The sequence below is a fragment of the Pedobacter cryoconitis genome (assembly GCF_001590605.1).
GTDB lineage: Bacteria > Bacteroidota > Bacteroidia > Sphingobacteriales > Sphingobacteriaceae > Pedobacter > Pedobacter cryoconitis_A.
On record NZ_CP014504.1, the window covers coordinates 3,165,956 to 3,184,273 of the forward strand.

General features: G+C 38.9%; 16 protein-coding genes. 5 read left to right on the forward strand and 11 right to left on the reverse strand.

Annotation, left to right across the window (positions count from 1 at the left end):
* The first annotated feature begins 107 nt into the window (after positions 1-107).
* Entirely contained in the window at positions 108-314 is a 207-nt protein-coding gene (locus AY601_RS13180) for a hypothetical protein (RefSeq protein ID WP_068401833.1), read from the forward strand.
* A gap of 285 nt (positions 315-599) precedes the next feature.
* Entirely contained in the window at positions 600-4,670 is a 4,071-nt protein-coding gene (locus AY601_RS13185) for a chemotaxis protein CheB (RefSeq protein ID WP_068401835.1), read from the forward strand.
* On the opposite strand, the gene AY601_RS13190 is transcribed toward AY601_RS13185, so the two are convergent.
* Both AY601_RS13190 and AY601_RS13195 read right to left on the reverse strand, forming a co-directional pair.
* Complete coding sequence (locus AY601_RS13190; protein ID WP_157287899.1) at positions 4,645-4,893, reverse strand: hypothetical protein; 249 nt, start codon at positions 4,891-4,893, stop codon at positions 4,645-4,647. The genes AY601_RS13185 and AY601_RS13190 overlap by 26 nt on opposite strands.
* A 125-nt stretch (positions 4,894-5,018) precedes the next feature.
* Positions 5,019-6,035, reverse strand: coding sequence for an alpha/beta hydrolase (locus AY601_RS13195; protein ID WP_068401839.1), 1,017 nt, complete (start codon positions 6,033-6,035; stop codon positions 5,019-5,021).
* A gap of 131 nt (positions 6,036-6,166) precedes the next feature.
* Between AY601_RS13195 and yiaA the strand changes: the two genes are divergently transcribed.
* Positions 6,167-6,586, forward strand: coding sequence for an inner membrane protein YiaA (gene yiaA, locus AY601_RS13200; RefSeq protein WP_068401841.1), 420 nt, complete (start codon positions 6,167-6,169; stop codon positions 6,584-6,586).
* Between the two features lie 91 nt (positions 6,587-6,677).
* Here yiaA and AY601_RS13205 read toward each other — a convergent pair whose 3' ends face one another.
* From AY601_RS13205 to AY601_RS13225, 5 genes are all read right to left on the reverse strand, one after another.
* A complete protein-coding gene (locus AY601_RS13205; protein WP_068401843.1) occupies positions 6,678-7,145 on the reverse strand; it encodes a DUF1572 family protein in 468 nt (155 codons plus the stop codon).
* Positions 7,146-7,157: 12 nt separating this feature from the next.
* A complete protein-coding gene (locus tag AY601_RS13210) occupies positions 7,158-7,469 on the reverse strand; it encodes a GNAT family N-acetyltransferase (RefSeq protein ID WP_257722247.1) in 312 nt (103 codons plus the stop codon).
* A gap of 38 nt (positions 7,470-7,507) precedes the next feature.
* On the reverse strand, positions 7,508-8,398 hold the full coding sequence (locus tag AY601_RS13215; protein ID WP_068401847.1) for a pirin family protein: 891 nt from the start codon (positions 8,396-8,398) through the stop codon (positions 7,508-7,510).
* Positions 8,399-8,458: 60 nt separating this feature from the next.
* Positions 8,459-9,028: a Crp/Fnr family transcriptional regulator gene (locus tag AY601_RS13220; RefSeq protein ID WP_068401849.1), complete on the reverse strand. Its 570-nt coding sequence runs from the start codon at positions 9,026-9,028 to the stop codon at positions 8,459-8,461.
* A gap of 154 nt (positions 9,029-9,182) precedes the next feature.
* Positions 9,183-9,626, reverse strand: a complete 444-nt coding sequence (locus AY601_RS13225; protein ID WP_068401851.1) for a RidA family protein — start codon at positions 9,624-9,626, stop codon at positions 9,183-9,185.
* Between the two features lie 557 nt (positions 9,627-10,183).
* Here AY601_RS13225 and AY601_RS13235 point away from each other — a divergent pair.
* Together AY601_RS13235 and AY601_RS13240 are read left to right on the forward strand one after the other, a co-directional pair.
* Positions 10,184-10,870: a L,D-transpeptidase family protein gene (locus AY601_RS13235; protein WP_068401854.1), complete on the forward strand. Its 687-nt coding sequence runs from the start codon at positions 10,184-10,186 to the stop codon at positions 10,868-10,870.
* 291 nt (positions 10,871-11,161) lie between these two features.
* Positions 11,162-12,040 carry a lysophospholipid acyltransferase family protein gene (locus tag AY601_RS13240; protein ID WP_068401856.1) on the forward strand — a complete coding sequence of 293 codons (879 nt, stop codon included), beginning with the start codon at positions 11,162-11,164 and terminating at the stop codon, positions 12,038-12,040.
* 4 nt (positions 12,041-12,044) lie between these two features.
* Here the strand turns inward: AY601_RS13240 and AY601_RS13245 are convergent, their stop codons facing one another.
* From AY601_RS13245 to AY601_RS13260, 4 genes are all read right to left on the reverse strand, one after another.
* On the reverse strand, positions 12,045-13,427 hold the full coding sequence (locus AY601_RS13245) for a TolC family protein (RefSeq protein WP_068401858.1): 1,383 nt from the start codon (positions 13,425-13,427) through the stop codon (positions 12,045-12,047).
* A gap of 23 nt (positions 13,428-13,450) precedes the next feature.
* Complete coding sequence (locus AY601_RS13250) at positions 13,451-16,570, reverse strand: efflux RND transporter permease subunit (RefSeq protein WP_068401860.1); 3,120 nt, start codon at positions 16,568-16,570, stop codon at positions 13,451-13,453.
* A gap of 18 nt (positions 16,571-16,588) precedes the next feature.
* Complete coding sequence (locus tag AY601_RS13255; protein WP_232324591.1) at positions 16,589-17,728, reverse strand: efflux RND transporter periplasmic adaptor subunit; 1,140 nt, start codon at positions 17,726-17,728, stop codon at positions 16,589-16,591.
* Between the two features lie 100 nt (positions 17,729-17,828).
* Positions 17,829-18,185, reverse strand: coding sequence for a hypothetical protein (locus AY601_RS13260; protein ID WP_068401864.1), 357 nt, complete (start codon positions 18,183-18,185; stop codon positions 17,829-17,831).
* Between the last annotated feature and the right edge of the window lie 133 nt (positions 18,186-18,318).

Sequence of the window (18,318 nt, forward strand, 5' to 3'; positions counted from 1 at the left end):
TCCGTTGCGGTCAGCGCATGCATTCCACAATAAAAAGTGCAGCGTATATTTTTCTAAACATTTTTTGTAGTATACTGTTACTTAGATATATCAACAATTTAAAAGGAATGGGATTATTAAAAACAGCGTTAATTGGAGCCGCAGTTTACGGTGCAATTAAGTATATAACAAAGAAAGATGCCTTTGGCAGATCTATAGTCGACGATCTTCAGGATAAAGCTCCTGAATGGGTGGATAAAGCTAAACGCTTTAAAGATGATATAGAACAGAAATACAATTCAGAGCTTGACCCTTATACGGAAGTCAAACCATAACTAAAAAAGAGTGCTTACTTGAGCACTCTTTTTTTATGGAGCACAGTTAAACCTTAAAACGTTCAGATTGTCAGAAAAAACTACGGGCTTCAGCCAAAGCTGTTTATTCCTATACAGCATTAATATATTTTGCTTATTCAGAACGCGAACAGCTATAAGATCGTAATATATTTAACCTCAATCAATACTATAACAGCACATACCCTTGAAATAACAAAAAAATCAACGGCTATTATTGTTTACATTTGGATACATCAACACCGTTCTCCCCGATAATTTTCTACCATGGCTATAAATCCCAATAAGCAATATATTATAGCCATTGGTGCATCTGCAGGTGGTCTTGAAGCAATTTCCTCCTTCTTTGATTATACCCCACTAGATGCAGTATCTTATATTGTGATCCAGCATCTTTCACCTGATTTTAAAAGTCAGATGGTACAATTGCTCAGCAGGCACAGTAAACTACATATCGCAGAAGCAACAAATGATCTTAAAATAGAAGCTAATAAAGTATATCTGATACCCAGCTCTGATTTTATGCAAATCAAAGATGGCAGGCTTATTTTATCTGATAAAAAAGAGCAGAAGAGGCCACATATGACCATTGATCATTTCTTAATTTCCTTAGCAAAAGAACAAGGGAATAAGGCCATAGCCGTCATCTTATCCGGTACCGGAAATGACGGTACAAAAGGAGCAGAAGCCATCAGAAAAGCGGGTGGTATCGTGATAGTCCAGGATCCTGCTACAGCTGCCTATAAAGAAATGCCAATGGCAGTAATCGCTGCTTCGTTTGCAGATAATATACTATCACCCAAAGAAATGCCTGGAGTTATAGAAAGTTATGCAAAAAAAGCAGAAATCATGGAATCATCCTTTTCTGAAGAGCAGGAAATCAGTGAAAACGGGCTTATAGAAATTATTAATTTAATCAAAGAAACCCTGCCTTTTGACTTTACAAATTATAAGCATCCCACTATATTGCGCAGGATCAAAAGGAGAATGGAACAACATCACATTGATGATGTTACCAGCTACTATACTTTCTTACAGCAAAATCCTGAAGAAATAGAGCTGCTGGCCAATGATTTCTTAATTGGTGTAACCTGTTTTTTCCGAGATCCGGATGCCTTCACTATTATTGAAGAAAAAGTAATCGCAGCTATTGTTAATCATAAAAATCCAGGAGATATTATTAAAATATGGGTTGCCGGTTGTGCAACTGGCGAAGAAGCTTATTCCTTAGCTATACTGGTAAGAGAATATTTAGATCAGAAGCAACTGCAAACAGAGGTAAAAATATTTGCAACAGATATTAGCAAATCTTCTTTAGAATTTGCTTCAAAAGGAGTTTATGCAGCCCCCATGGTCAAAAGTATAAATCAAGACAGATTGAGGTTCTTCAACCGGGAAGGTGAATATTATAAGGTCAAACCGGAGATCAGGAAAATGCTAATTTTCGCACATCATGATCTGGCTAAAAACCCTCCGTATTGTAATATTGATCTGATCAGTTGCCGCAATCTCTTGATCTATATGAATACCACTTTGCAGAAAAAGGTATTTTCCATGATGTACTTCGGCTTAAAAAAAGATGGTTATCTATTTTTAGGGCCAAGTGAAAGTGCGGCAGTGCTGCAAAACAACTTTACGGAAATCAGCAGCAAATGGAACATACTTAAACGCAATAAAAATGGAAGTACTATCCGGTTTGATATATTTCCATCCCCTGTTATTGAAGGAATAAAAAATACTACAATGGAAATCAGCAAGAAAACTATAGCCCCTTTGTCAAAACTAGCTGCTACAGATGAAATCAATAAAGCACTATTAGAGGAATCTGGATTCAGGGGTGTTTGCACAGATGAAAATTTAAAGGTTATTTACGCCTTTGGTGATCCGGCAATTTATCTTAAAAATGAACTTTTCAATTTTGACCTCAATGAGCTGATCCCAGATCACCTGGCCATTGCTTTTAAGGCAGCTGCTCATAAATCATTGAAGCTGGATCAAAGGGTAATCCTTAAAAACCTCGAATTTGAGATTAAAAATGAGCCGTTAAAGCGCATCGTTGATCTGGTGATTAAGCCTTTCTTAATCACCAGATCAACCACAAAATTGTTGCTGGTTTTGTTTTTAGATAAAAAAGACAAGAAAGATGGAGATAGCCATGTCCTGGATAATAACATTTCTGAGCTCACTACAGAATATGTGACTAACCTGGAAAATGAACTTGCAGAATCCAAGCACCAGCTGGAAGTGGCCCATGACTGGATCGCTTCTTCTAATGAGAACATGCAATCTTTTAACGAAGAACTTTTATCTGCCAATGAAGAAATGCAAAGTGCGAATGAAGAATTGCAATCTTTAAATGAGGAACTACAAACCATAAATAAAGAGCAACATTATACAAACGCTGAACTGGCAGAATTAAATGATGACCTTAATAATTATTTCCGCAGTAATTCAAACGGGCAATTATTTGTAGACCACGATTTATTGCTCAAAAAATTCTCACCAGCAGCAGTTGAGCATATTAATATCCGTGAAAGTGATATTGGACGTCCAATAAGCAATATTACGACCAATATTAAGATGGAAGGGTGGATAGATGACATTAAAAAAGTGATGCTTAGCAATACGACTATTGTACGCGAAGCCAACTCTGGAAAAGGTAAGATCTATCAGATCATGACCATGCCATACATCAGAAAAAACAGTACAAAAGCTAGTGGGGCAATTATCAGCTTTTATGATATCACTGAATTAAAAAATTTATCTTCCAAAATAGAACTTAGTCATGAAGATCTGTTTAAGAAAAATGAAGAAATCACGGAAGTCAATGCTGAACTTCTGAAGCGCAATGAGCAATTAAACAATTCCAAAAAATATACTGAAGAAATATTTAACACAATACATGACCCTCTTGTCATTCTGGATAAAGAACTTAAGGTATTGCGTGCATCTGAAGGCTTCTTTCACATGTTTAAAGTAAAAGAAAAAGAAACACAGGGCGAATTTTTATATGAACTTGGAAATAAACAGTGGGATATTCCTGCGCTGCGTTTTCAATTAGAGAATATTTTGCCGCAGGAAGGTCATTTCAAAGCCTTTGAAGTCGATCATTTATTTCATCAGATCGGACGGAGAATTATGCGTTTAACTGCCAGACAATTTGATACACACAACCAAGAGAAATTAATCTTACTGGCCATTCATGATATCACGGATAAAAGAAAAGTAGAAGAAGGGCTTGCAGAGGCAGAACGGTTATTAGAAGAAAGTAAAGAAAGACTACATTTTGCTATTGAATCGGCGGGTATAGGCGCCTGGGATTTTAATCCTTTCACTAATGAGCTCATCTGGGATAACCGTTGCAAAGAATTATTTGGCCTTTCATCTGGCGACTATATTGATCAATCAGTTTTTATGGCTCATATTGCTCCTGAAGACCGGGCAATGGTGGAACAAAAAATGAATGATGCCTTAAAGGGTTTATCTGATGGAGAATTTAATACCGAATACCGATCTCTTAGATTAAAGGATCAAAAGCAACGCTGGATAAAATCAAAAGGTAAAGCTTATTTCAACAGTCAAAATCAAGCTATACGTTTTATTGGAACTGTACTGGATATTTCCATCGAGAAAACGCAGGAAGAAAACACCAAAGAACTTTTATTAAGAAAAGACGAATTTATAAGCATTGCAAGTCACGAATTGAAGACGCCTATAACCAGTCTTAAAGCAGCTTTACAATTGTTAGTGCGGATGAAAGATAACCCATCCCCTGCCATGCTTCCGATTTTGTTAGACCAATCTACCAGAAGTATGGAAAAAGTAACCAGCCTGATTGATGATTTATTAAATGTAACCCGGCTCAACGAAGGGCAGATAGAATTGAATAAATCCACTTTTAATATAGCTGCTTTACTTAATTCTTGTTGTGCTCATGTCAGGATAGCTGGCAAACATGAGCTCATTGTACAAGGGGATGAAACTATTGAAGTCTTTGCAGATGAAAACAGAATAGACCAGGTTGTAGTCAATTTTGTGAATAATGCCGTGAAGTATGCCCCGATGTCCAAAAACATTTACCTGATTATCTCCAAAGAGAATGGGATGACCAAAATATCCATAAAGGATGGTGGCCCTGGTATTCCTGAAGAAAAAAGACTTTATCTTTTTGACCGGTATTACCGCACAGAATACCAGGGAGGACAGTATTCCGGCCTTGGCTTAGGTCTTTATATCTGTTCAGAACTCATTAAACGTCATGGAGGAAATATTGGCGTAGACAGTGAGATTGGCAAAGGCACATCTTTCTGGTTTACATTACCCGGAGATAACAATTAATCTTGTTATTACAGGAATCAATCTTTTTACACCCTTTTTTGGGTTTAACTGGCTTAAAGCTTTTTGACTTTTCGATTTTATCAGAAGTATCCACCCTGTTTATCGTGGTCAGATTTGAATAAGCCATTCCAACTACACTGTCAAAGGTAAAAGATTCGGTCGTTTGTTTGCATCCTGCACTGATAAATACAATTAAAGCAAATAACATCAGTAAAAGTCTCATACTTTTTATATAAATATTCATTGTTCAATAAATATTTATATAAAAAAGCAGATAAAGAAATTTACTACACCAACTACCATTTAGCCTACATCAACTTAACGTTAGCGTCAAAAAAATAGATTCTCCTATAACTTTCCAGCGACAGGAACAACTTTCATTCCCAATACAGCAGTAGCAAAATTAAAAGTCTTTGATTCCACAGCCTGCACGCCTTTACTCAATAATGGAGAACCAATAACATGAGTTCCAGCTTCAGGAATTGCCGATTTTACTTTAAGTGCAGCAGGTGTACCCAATTCTTCAAACATCTTCAGCATCGCATCAACCTTCACTGTTTTATCCTGGTGTTGCTCATCCTTATAATAATACAACATTAAAACTGGTTGTTTGACCTGTTCATAGGTCTGTTTAGTATTAGACGTTTCTATAAATTCCTGTAATTGCGGAACAGCTTCCAGACGATACTGACTATACCAGTATTGTAATACCTTTGGATCCGTATCAGCACTTTTCTTCGAATACATACCGCCCATTACTTTTCGGATCAACTGCAGTCCCCAAGGCTTATTTGTTAACCAGGCAGAGCCATCATTAATAGCAATATTAGGAGAATAAAGAATAACTCCTTTAATTTCAGGGAAGTTCGCAGCTAACCTCAACGCCAGTGCACCACCGGTAGAAGTCCCCATAATGATTACCTTTTTACCTAACTTTTTACCAATCGCATAAGCTTCGAGCGTAGAAGCCCATAGTTTATCTGGTGTAAATTCAAGCATAGCATCTTTATCATTCAATCCATGTCCAGCCAGCCGGGCAAGATAAAGGTTACAACCAAATTTCCGGGCGAAATCGCGGTGTACAGGATCTCCTTCACCCTGACTTGCAGTAAATCCATGCAAATACACCAGGGCATATTCAGTTTGCTCTTTATGCGTACTATCTGCCCAGACAATCCTGGCTTCATTAGCTGTTTTAACAGGAAGCTTTACTTCTCTTTGATTAATGTAGGTATCCAGCTCCGTTAGCTGACCAGGAACTTCTGGCAATGTATTTACATAAACGGGAGTAGCAGGCTTAGGGCCTGAAAAATAAACAACAACCAGCAGAAGTATCAGTACTCCCAGACCTATAAGAATTTTCATAACAAGCGTTTTGTGACTATATCAAAATTAGCATTTTTAATTTATTATAATTAAACCTGTCAGATATAGTGACAATTAATTATACTTGTTTAATTAACTTAAAATTATCAACAATTATCATCTCAAGATCAATGAACCAAAAACCATCGAATGCATTTATAGGAGCTTCCTGGGTAGCTTTAATGGTAGGATTTGCAGCCTATAACATTGGCCTTTTTAATGCAACAATGTTATTGAACGAAAAAGGATACTACTTTACCATTCTTATTTTAGGGGTCTTTGCTGCAATATCTGTACAAAAATGTGTACGCGATCGTCTGGAAGGAATTCCGGTAACCAATATTTATTATGGAATAGCCTGGTTCTGTACTATCCTATCACTTGCACTGTTATCAATAGGCTTATGGAACGCAACACTTGCTTTAAGTGAAAAGGGATTTTATGCAATGTCATTCGTATTAACAATTTTCGCCGCTATCGCTGTGCAAAAGAATACCAGGGACAGTCTTGGTGCTGAACCTAAAATAACAAACGATACTACTAATTTATAATTCAAAAGACCTGAATCCGATAAGGAATGCAAAAGCAAATCCTTATCGGATTCAGGTCTTCATTTCTATTAATGACCTAACGCTTTAATGATTAAACTGATCCTTTGAGCGTCATAAAATAACGTCTGTGATAGTTAATCTGTCCGGTGTGATAAGATAAATGAGCTAAAAGATGGATTAAAACATATTCCACAGTCTGCTGCTCATTAACAAGCTTTATTTCTGCAGGATAACTGTCATTCAAAGCCTGATCTGTCAGCGATGAAATCGCATCAGCAATAACCTCGTGCAATTGATCAAACTCTACGATCAATTCATCCTGCGTAAACAACCGCTCATTAAACTCTGCATCCCGGTTTCTTTCATAATTGATATGTCCGAAAGGATTGCCTACAAAGGCTTTCAGATTACCAATCAGATGTTGTAATAGATGACCACCAGAATTGGTTGTTCCTGGTAATACTTCCCATAAAGACTGATCATCAGGATACTTCTTCAATTCCTCCGTAACTTTGATCAGATCACGTTTATATAATTGCGTATAAAATTCAGTATTCATTTCTTTTTATTTTTAAAACAGGACGTCCTGTAAATCTTGATTCTTATCAAAAACACTCTTTGCAAAAGGACATAAAGGCAGGATTTTTACATGCTTAGCCCTTGCGTATCCCACAGCCTCCAATACTAGTTTTTTGCCCACTCCTTTGCCTGAAAAATCAGGGCTTACTTCAGTATGGTCAATAATAAGCTTATCTGACCCTGCCCATACATAAGTCATTTCCCCGGCCAGTTTCCCATCTTCAATCGCTTTAAAAAGCCCTTTTTTTTCGTCATTGGTCTGTTCAATATTCATCTTGTTTATTTTATCGTTGAAGCTATTTATTTGCTAAATGAAATGAAGCCATTAAGCTAATGGCAATATTAAGGCTTGATTTGTTTTCCCTGTTCTGGAAGAGGAACAAACTCTGTTTCGCCCGGAACCGCAGGAAATGACTGTTCAAGCCACGTCGCCTTTGCCTGTTCGATCCTTTCTTTGCTGGAAGCCACAAAATTCCAGTAAATAAATCTTTCTTCCGGAAATGGTTCCCCGCCAAAAATATATACGCTCGTATTTTCCTGCATTTCAAATTCACAAAGCTGGCTGTCTTTAGCAATCAGTATCTGTTTTGGCCCATAGACATTCCCTTCGCTTTCAATCGCTCCTTCAAGTATATATAAAGCACTTTCACCATAAAGGTACTCACCAATTTTAACAGTCTGACGGGTTGTTGTTTTCAATTCCAGAAAATATAGCGGGCTAAAAACAGGTACAGGAGATTTTTTGCCAAAGGCCTCTCCTGCGATCAGTTTAAAAGAAACCTCACCAGATTCCCAGACCGGCATTTCATTTTCTTCTATATGGTAAAATTCAGGAGCCATTTCTTCCTTATCTTTTGGCAACGCTACCCAAATCTGGAGTCCATGCAACATTTTATCTGAGTGCCGCAAATATGCCGGTGTACGTTCTGAATGCACGATTCCACTACCTGCTGTCATCCAGTTTACCTGACCTGGCTTAATTTCTACTTCATTGCCTAAACTATCTTTGTGCATAATACTGCCCTCAAAAAGATAAGTCAATGTCGAAAGGCCAATATGCGGATGAGGAGGTACATCCAGATTTTCATGATCACTTAAACACACCGGGCCCATATGATCAATAAAAGAAAACGGGCCTACCATTCTTTTCTCACGAAAAGGTAGCAACCTGCCTACCATAAAATTGCCAATATTGCTTGCTCTTTCTTCTATAATCAGTTTAATATTTGACATCTTAATCTTGTTTTTTAACAGAACTAAGATAGGATTAATTGTTTCCTCCCAAATCGTAAACTATAATTCTTTTCTGATACGGCTCAACTGCGTTGGCGTGATTCCGAGATAAGAAGCGACATGATGCTGTTTAAGCCGCTCGTTCAGACCAGGATACATGACCTGGAAGGTTAAATAACGTTCCTTAGCATTTTGATACTTTGCAGTAATTTCCAGTATCTCTTTGTCTACGATCCAATGCTTTTCCATATATTTAATATAGAACATAGCCAGGTCGGGGAACTTTGCGATCAACTGCTGAAAAGAAGAGAAATCATATTCCAGCACCTCTGCATCTTCAAGCGCACAAATATTAAACAAACTTGGTTTCTTTTGAAGCATGGCTGAAGTAGAAGCAACAAATGAATGCTCAGCGAAAAACTTTTTAATGACAATATTACCTTCCGCTGTAGTATAATAATAAGAGAAAAGACCTTTTTTAACAAAAGCAACTGTTTTTGGGACACTGCCTTCTCTGAGTAGAAAGCCTTGTTTTGGAATGGATTTACTCCGCACTATTTTGACAAGCTCTGCAACACAGGCAGCAGCTAATGGCGCGTAACTATTTAATGCTTTAATGAATGAATCCATCCTTGTATTTACGTAAATACAAAGGTGGTACTTTTCATCCGGAATCTACACCAGTTACGCAGCCATTAATGCTACTTAACGTCAAAACATCACCTAATTAACGTTAGTTTTCATTTATTGAATTCAATTCCTGCCAATTGAAACCAATCCTCAATTACTTAGCTGCAGCCATCACCGCAGTAGCATCGATTTCAATTAACATTCCATCTAAAGCCAATCTGGAAACCGGAATTAGTGTATTTACCGGGAACTGCTCATCTGGCCATACTTTTTTACCTTCCTCAATCAGTATTTTGTGTTTATCCGCATCATAATCCACAACCAGTGTAGTCAATTTGGCAATATGCTGCATCTGCAGCCCTTTACTTTTTAACGCGATAGCCAGATTTTCAAAAGTATACCTCACTTGCGTCCTGAAATCAGTGCTCAATTCTCCTTTACTATCCGTTCCGGCCTGCCCGGCAACAAATACCAATATACTGTTAGCAGGAACAGCAGCTACGTGAGAATATCCATGCGGACGCGGATCATAAAGCCCTTTAGGATTTGTAATTTCTTGTGCTATACCTTGTTGGGTAAATAAACCTAGTGTTGTCATTATTAATAACGATTGAATAATTTTCATAATAATTTAGCTTGAGATTAGATAAAATAGTTGTGCAGAAACAGCAATTGAAACGCCGATGCTTTTGACCAGTATGCAGTATCATGTGCCCCAGGACGCTCAACGTGTAATCATGTACTATTTTAAGTAGGATCAGTTTTTCATGTAAAGACCTGTTAACTTCCAGCAAAGGATCATCAATCCCGCAATCAATCATCAGCTTTAATTCATTATTCTTCAAAGAAGACACGTTATAATTCACCATATGCGTTTCCCATTCTTTCTGATGTAATACATAAACAACCGGAAACTTTTTGCTCTCCTTTGTTTGATCCGGTGTGATAAAAACACAGCTGATCTCTTTTTTCATAGCCTAGCTATAAACTGATACCGTATCTATTTTTGCTGCAAATGCAGAACCTGCAAACAGCATTGCTATTAAAAGCCCTGATAATTGTTTCATATTTCTTAATTTGCACCAAAGTACCGCCTAATTTATCTGCAAAACATTTACATATGTTGATGAAACGGGGGAAATTATAAAACCTGTGATGAAAAGCCTTTTTACCTTTATTTTACTCTTTGTGATGTCTCAGACTTTATCTGCTCAAAACAACTTCAAACAAAAGCAACTCACCTTTGAAAGAGTAAAAACTGCGTACACTCAAAAATGGGCTGGTTTAAAAGAAGAACTACGTCAAAAAGGATTTAAGGATAAATTCAAAGCACACCTGGAAGCCTACAAAAGCGAAGGCAAACTAGAAGTCTGGTTAAAAAACAGCAATCAGGCTAAATACACCCTGTTCAAAACATATGATTTCAGTGCACATTCAGGCATTTTAGGACCGAAGACTAAAAAGGATGACTTGCAAACACCAGAAGGCATTTATTTTATTGACCGGTTTAATCCCGAGAGCAGGTTTTACTTGTCCTTAAGGATAAATTACCCAAATGCAGTTGACCTGTTAAGAAGCGGTCAGCAAGACCCTGGATCGGATATTTATATTCATGGCAACCAGCTTACCGTCGGCTGCATCCCTTTAACGGACGATAAGATTAAAGAAGTTTATGTAATTGCTTTAGAAGCCAGTAACAACGGACAAGTACAAATTCCTGTTCATATTTTCCCTTTTAGAATGACAAAAGAAAATATGAACAAAAAAACAGCCATTTTCCCGCAACATAAAGTATTCTGGAAGACACTACAACTGGCTTATGACAATTTTAAGAAACCATAAAATCCGGGTGAAATTTCTCTGGTATGGCATCCTCAGCTCTTTTGTTGCCTGCAATGATGTCTATTGTTAATTAATTTTTGCTGACCTGTGCATGAGGTTATAAAAATAGTATTATTTATTTCAATCCGGAGTCAGGGTAAAATCAAATCAGGTTGTCACTAGATAAACCCACACCCTAATTTAGTAATCTTATGACAAGTCATATTCACCCATGTATTATGTTCAGCGGCTTTCTATCGATTGCCCTGGTCCTGGCTATCATCATCGTTATTTATCTCTTAAAACTTGTTCATGAATCTTGTGAAGAATAAACTTTTCAATCAACTGTACCCCTTTGTCTTCTTTCCGATTTACCTGGTTAGCCTGCTTCCACATTCCATAGCAGAATTAACCATTGGAAGACTTCTTTATTTTATTTCCTACCGGATATTCAGGTATCGCTATAGCGTAGTTTTACAAAACCTTTCCAGAGCATTGCCCGCTAAATCTTACCACGAGATCCAGCAAATTGCAAAAGAATTTTACAGACATCTCGTGAGCATGGCCATTGAAACTATTAAACTCTTCTCTATCAGTGGCCAGGAACTGGATAAAAAAGTGCAGTTGGTGAATACAGAATTACTGATCAGCTATCATCAGCAAAACAGAAACATTATTGCCGTTCTCGGGCACTACGGCAATTGGGAATATTTAAACATACTCCCCGCGCAACTCCCCTTTAAAGTAAATGCAATTTACAAACCACTTTCTAATCCACTCATGGACAGACTGGTTCATTACGTAAGAGGGCGTTTTGGAATGCAACTTGTTCCTGCAAACCAGGCACTCAGGCATCTTTTAAAACAAAAAGACAAACCACAACTGTCCATTTTCATTGCCGATCAATTTCCAGGCAGCTGTGAACAGGAGAAATTTGATTTCCTGCACCAATCTACCCATATGTTTAACGGCGCAGAAAAGCTCGCCATTGCTACCAATTCCGTAGTTGTTTACCTGGAGATGAAAAGGAAACCTGATAACTGCTGGGCAATAAGTTTTTCCCTGATTACTGAATCTCCAAAAGAAACCAGTAACCAGGAAATCACTAAATGCTTTGCCAACGAGCTTCAGCAAACGATTAAAACTGATCCTTCCTACTGGTTATGGTCTCATCAAAGATGGAAGTCTTAACAGGTTATTTCCATCCTCCCCCAAGCGCTCTGTATAAAGAAACAGTAGCCTGTAATTGTTGTAATTGATCATTAACCTGGCTCAACTGTGCAGCCAGAAAACTTTGCTGAGCAGTTAGTACTTCCGTATAATTTGCAGAACCATACCTCACCAAAGCCTGCGTATACTGCACTGATTTTTCCAGATTTTCTAATTGACTTGCCCTGGTAATTTTCTTTTCTGAAGCCTTCTGGTAAGAATACATTGCATTTGAAACCTCTTGCCCCGCAGTCAGAATTGCAGTCTGGAAACTTAACACAGCTTGCTGCTGCTGTTCCAGGGCAACTTTTAACCTCGTTTTATTCGCTCCTTTATTAAATATAGGTTGCGTTAACCCACCAGTTAAACTACCGATCCAAGATCCCGGGCCAAAAAAGCTGCTATAACTCGTATAGCCACCACCTGCCGAAATCGTTAACGAAGGATAAAAATAAGTCCGTGCAACATTGCTCAGTTCAAAAGCATTTTTAAAACCATATTCCGCAGCCTGTACATCCGGACGGTTGGCTAATAACTGTACAGGAACACCTGTCTGCAACAAAGTTATCGGATGAATCTGATCAAATTTACTTCTTGCTACAGGCCCTGGCACATTGCCCAGCAATAAGTTCAGCCCATTCTCAGTCTCTCTGATCGATTGCATCAGATCGGGGATTGTAACTGCAACAGCATATTTACTCGACTCACTTTGTACCACTGCCGCACCAGTTACCACATCTGCTGTTTTCAGCTTTTTCATGATATCGACAGTACTCTGCCAGTTTTTTAAACTTTGCCGGGTAATCAATAATTGATCATCCAAAGCCAGTAACCGGTAATAACTGGTCGCAATACTCGCAACCAGTTCAGTTTGAACAGCCCTCGCATTCGCTTCAGCTTGCAACATAGCAGCTAAATTAGCACGTTTTGCACTGCTCAGTTTTCCCCATAAATCAGCTTCCCAACTTGTGGTAAGTTCAGCCTGGTACTGGTAAGGGATAACACTTCTCACTTTATTCTGATTGGAAGAAGTTGTCGCTATTGCACTTGCATCACTATTTAAAGAAGGTAAAAAAGCCAATTTACTTTGTTCAAAATAAGCCTTAGACTGACGAATACGCGAATAAGCAGCCTGCAAATTCAGATTCCGCTGGATACCTTCACCAATAAGCTTCTGTAATAAAGTATCCGTGAACATCTCTTTCCAATGCAGGTTTGCAATAGTGACCGTATCGGCAGCCACATGTTCTCTGTATAAACCTTCCAGATCGACAGCCGGTTTTTGATAAGGCTTAGTGACTTTACAGGAAGCGGATAACACAATAATCAACCCGATGACAGGCAGATAAATTTTCAAGTATGAGTTCATAATTACGAGTTCCGGTAATTAAATTATAATTTGTGATCAGGTTTCTTTTTCAACTTCTCCTGAAGCGTTTGAAACACAATAAATAAAGTTGGTGTAATAAACAACCCGAAGACTGTTCCAATCAACATCCCGCCAACAGCGCCAACGCCAATAGACCGGTTACCATTTGCTCCGGCACCAGTAGCCAGCATCAAAGGAACCAATCCTAATATAAAAGCAAACGAGGTCATTAATATAGGTCTGAGCCTTGCCTGTGCACCCTTCACTGCAGCCTCTGTAATCTCCATACCTGAGCGTCTTCTTTCTACAGCAAACTCTACGATCAGAATCGCATTTTTAGCCAGTAATCCGATCAGCATGACCAAGGTAATCTGAACATAGATATTATTGCTGATGCCAAATAAATGGGCAAACATAAAAGCTCCCGCAGTACCTACAGGTATGGTCAGCAAAATAGACAAGGGCAATAAATAACTCTCATACTGCGCACTCAGCAGTAAATAAACGAAGATTAAGCAAAGCAAGAAAATGAAAATCGTCTGGCTGTTTCCAGCAAGCTCTTCTCTGGTAATTCCTGAAAACTCGTAGCTATAACCAGCAGGCAACGTTTTCGCAGCGACTTCCTGTATTGCAGCAATTGCCTGCCCCGAACTATAAGAAGCATTAGGCGTTCCATTGATACTGATCGAATTATACAAATTGAAACGGGTGATTGCCTGTGGCCCATAAGTTTGTGTCAACGTAAAAAACTCTGTTACCGGAACCATTTGTCCATCCGGCGTACGTACAAATACCCCATTCAAACTTTCAGGAGTCATCCTGTATTCTGGCGATGATTGGACCATCACCCTGAACTGTTGTCCGAACTGGTTAAAGTTTGACGCATAAATCCCTCCAAAGTACCCCTGCATCGCAGAAGTAATATCCACCACATTCAACCCTGCCTCTTTGATCTTGGGAACATTCATGTTCATCAGATATTGAGGGAAATTTGGATTAAAAGAGGTCGTTGCAAACTGTATTTCAGGCCGCTCTGACAAAGCCGATAAAAAGTCCTTACTTGCTTTATAAAAAGCTGGGATTTCACCACCAGTTCTGTCTTGCAACTGGAAAGCAAAACCATTCGTCGTTCCAAAACCCTGTATTGTTGCCGGAGCAAAAAACTTAACCTCGGCCTCTGTAATATCAGAAGACTTCTTAATCAGTTCACTGATAATTGCCTGCACGTCTCTTTTTCGCTTATCCCAGGGAATAAGCCGCATCACTACCGTTGCATAATTACTTCCTGTTCCGGAAAGCTGTCCGCGCCCGGTAATCGCCAGTACATTATTGATTTCCGGAATCGTGTGCGCCAGCTTCTCTATTTTACGGGTTACCACATCTGTTCTTTCCAGCGAAGCACTTGGCGGCAAACTGATATTACAATTGATTGCGCCCAAATCTTCATTTGGTACAAATCCTGTCGCCGTATTTTTGGCCAGGAAAAATAAGGCGACCATAAAGAAAGCCAATATTGAAAGCGGAATCCACTTCTTATTGCTAAAAAAGGCAATTGTATTGGCATACTTCGTACTCATCCGCTCAAAAGCAGTATTAAAAGCTGTATAGAATTTTTCCATGAAACTCAGCTTAGCCTTGCCCTTTTCATGATGGCTCTTTAAAAACAAAGCACAAAGCGCAGGACTTAGCGTCAACGCATTAATCGCTGACAAGATGATTGCAATAGCCAGGGTAAGTCCAAATTGCTTATAAAAAACACCAGATGACCCGCTAATAAAGCTAACAGGAATAAATACAGCAGACATGACCAAAGTAATCGAAACGATTGCGCTTGAAATTTCGCCCAAAGCATCAATACTGGCCTCTTTGGCTGAAGTATATCCACTGTCCAGCTTCGCATGGACCGCCTCGACGACGACAATTGCATCATCCACCACAATACCAATGGCCAGGATCAGGGCGAAGAGTGTCAATAAATTAATCGTAAACCCAAATAGCTTCAGAAAGAAAAACGTTCCTATAATCGCAACCGGAACAGAAATAGCCGGAATAAGTGTAGAACGAAAATCCTGTAAAAAGACAAACACAACCACAAACACCAGTATAAATGCTTCAAATAAAGTATGCAGCACCTTTTCAATAGAGGCCGTCAAAAAGTCATCTACACTCTGCAAGACAACGTAATGTATCCCCTTAGGAAAGGTTTTAGAAGCCTTATCCATTACCTTAAGCGTCTGCTGAATTACTTCGCGTGCATTTGAACCAGCCACCTGTGCAACGTTAATAGATACAGCAGGGTGACCATTGGTCCTGGTGCTGTTAAAATAACTTAAGGCCCCAAGCTGAATCCTTGCAATATCCTTCAGCCTTAACAAACGGCTCCGGTCATTGGAACGGATCACAATATTTCCAAACTGTGCAGTATCTGCCAGTGTCCCCGGATATTTAATGACATATTGAAAAGCTTGTCCTCCACGCTCACCAAACTGGCCCGGAGCAGCCTGTATATTCTGATCCGAAAGAGCCGCAGTAACATCAGCGGGTACTAATCCATAAGAAGCCATGGCCTGGGGATTAAGCCAGATACGCATAGAATAATCCATCTGACCGGAAGCAGAAGCATCCCCCACCCCCTGAATCCTTTTCACCTCTGGTACAATATTAATATCTACATAATTCTGCAGAAAGGTCTGATCATAAGCAGGATTATCACTATAAACCGAAAAGATCAGCAAGGTACTCGTCTGTTTTTTCTGAACCGTAACACCAGCCTTGGTTACTTCCTGAGGTAATAAAGGAGTAGCACGGGAAACAGCATTCTGCACATTCACGGCAGCCATATTCGGATCACTGCCAATTTTAAAACTTACAGTTATATTTCCTGACCCATCGTTACCAGCAGTCGAGGTAATATAATCCATATCTTCCACCCCATTAATTTGCTGTTCAAGCGGTACAATTACACTCTTCAATACTACATCTGCACTCGCACCGCTGTAATTTGCCGAGACCTGAACCGTTGGAGGCGCAATATCAGGATACTGGGAAATCGGGAGCGAAACAAGGCCCAGTATACCCAGGGTAACTATAACAATAGAGACCACGGTTGATAACACCGGACGTTCAATAAATAGCTTTAACATATGCTGATATTTCTTAAATTAATTTGTTGGTTTAATTTCCAATCCTTCTCTCAGGTTTGAAATACCGTCTGCTACTACCCTGTCGCCCACTTTCAGGCCTTTCTGTATCACATAAGAATCAGCTGTACTGGCTGTAGTTGTAATTTCCACAGAGTTCACTTTGTTAGATTTATCCACTACATAAACAAATAGTTTTCCCTGGATCTGATAAGTAGCTTTTTGCGGGACAAGCAAAGCAGCATTAATTGTTCTTGGGATCCTGACCACAGCGCTGCTACCACTGCGTACCAATCCGTCATGGTTAGGGAAAGTTGCCCTCATATTAATAGACCCCGTCTGCGCGTTGATTAAACCACTTGCAGTTTCCACTTTTCCCGCAGATGGCAGCACATTTCCATTCGCAAGCACCAAATTAACCGGAGGCAACGTTGTTAGTTTTTGCTGCATGGTCACCCCTTTGGCGGCAAGAAAAAAGTCAAGGCCTTGTCTTTCATTGATCGAGAAATAAGCATAGATACTTTCAATGTTCGACACCGTAGTCAGCGGATTAGCAGTAGTACTGCTCACCAGACTTCCGATTTTATAAGGAAGGATACCAATTACGCCATCAACAGGACTAAAAATCTGCGTATAACTCAGGTTTGTTTTCGCATTATTCAATGCAGCGTTGGCCTGTGCAAGGGCACCCTGTTTCGATTCAAGTGTATATTTTGCCGATTCCAGCTGATAGGGGCTCACAATATCTTCATCTACTAAAGGCTTTACCTTATCTACGTTCATTCTTGCTGCATTGACATCTGCTTGCGCTATTTTTATATTGGCTTCAGTTGTTTTCACATCCTGCTCATATTGCGGCGCATTGATTCTAAAAAGAAGCTGACCTTTTTTTACTGATGCGCCTTCATCAACAAAAATGTCTGCTACATATCCATCTATTTTTGGACGTATTTCAATATTCTGTATTCCCTGTATAGTTGCAGGATAATCGGAATAGATATCGGCTATTTTGGAAGCAAGCGTAATCACAGGATAGGGTTTAACCTGATCGGCTGTCTTATCTTTACCTTTATTATTTCCACAAGAGGAAAATATAACCAGGGAAGCCAGGATGGCTAAAGGAGTTTTGAAAGTGTTCATGTCGTCTTCAGAAAGAGTCATAGCCAATAAAATTGACCATATACAAGATAACCACATTAACCCTTAGGGGGTTAACTGGAATTAAAAAAACAGAAAGAATAAAATCCCCTGTTAAGTTATGTTAGCAATAAGGAGGGGCACGCAGCGGGAGCAGCCGGAATTCATGGCCATTTAGACTTTTTGTAGTATATAACACCCGGTAAGCTTGTACAACGACAAGAACAGGTGGTACCAAATCAATTTTAAAATTTGCAGGTGGTAAAATAACCTGTTGAAAATCCTCTTCAAAACAAAGTAATCTGCAATGCATAACTTTAGCCCTGCACATTGGAGTTTTTAAATTCCCTATCTCAGTAGAAGCACCTTTATGAAAAAAACCATCCGCATATCTGGCAATTACTCGTCCGTTTAAGCCAAAAATAATGACCAGCATCAGGGTAATTTTAATTAAGATATTCACTGTTTTTTGTATTTTCATCAAAGGATAGACTCTATAGTGTCTGAAAGGTTCAAATATATTTAAAAATTCTGTTTGAATACTGCACACTAAAACGAAAAATTGATATATTTTGTTTTAAGGCATATTTTTATCATCAATCCGCAGCTAAAAG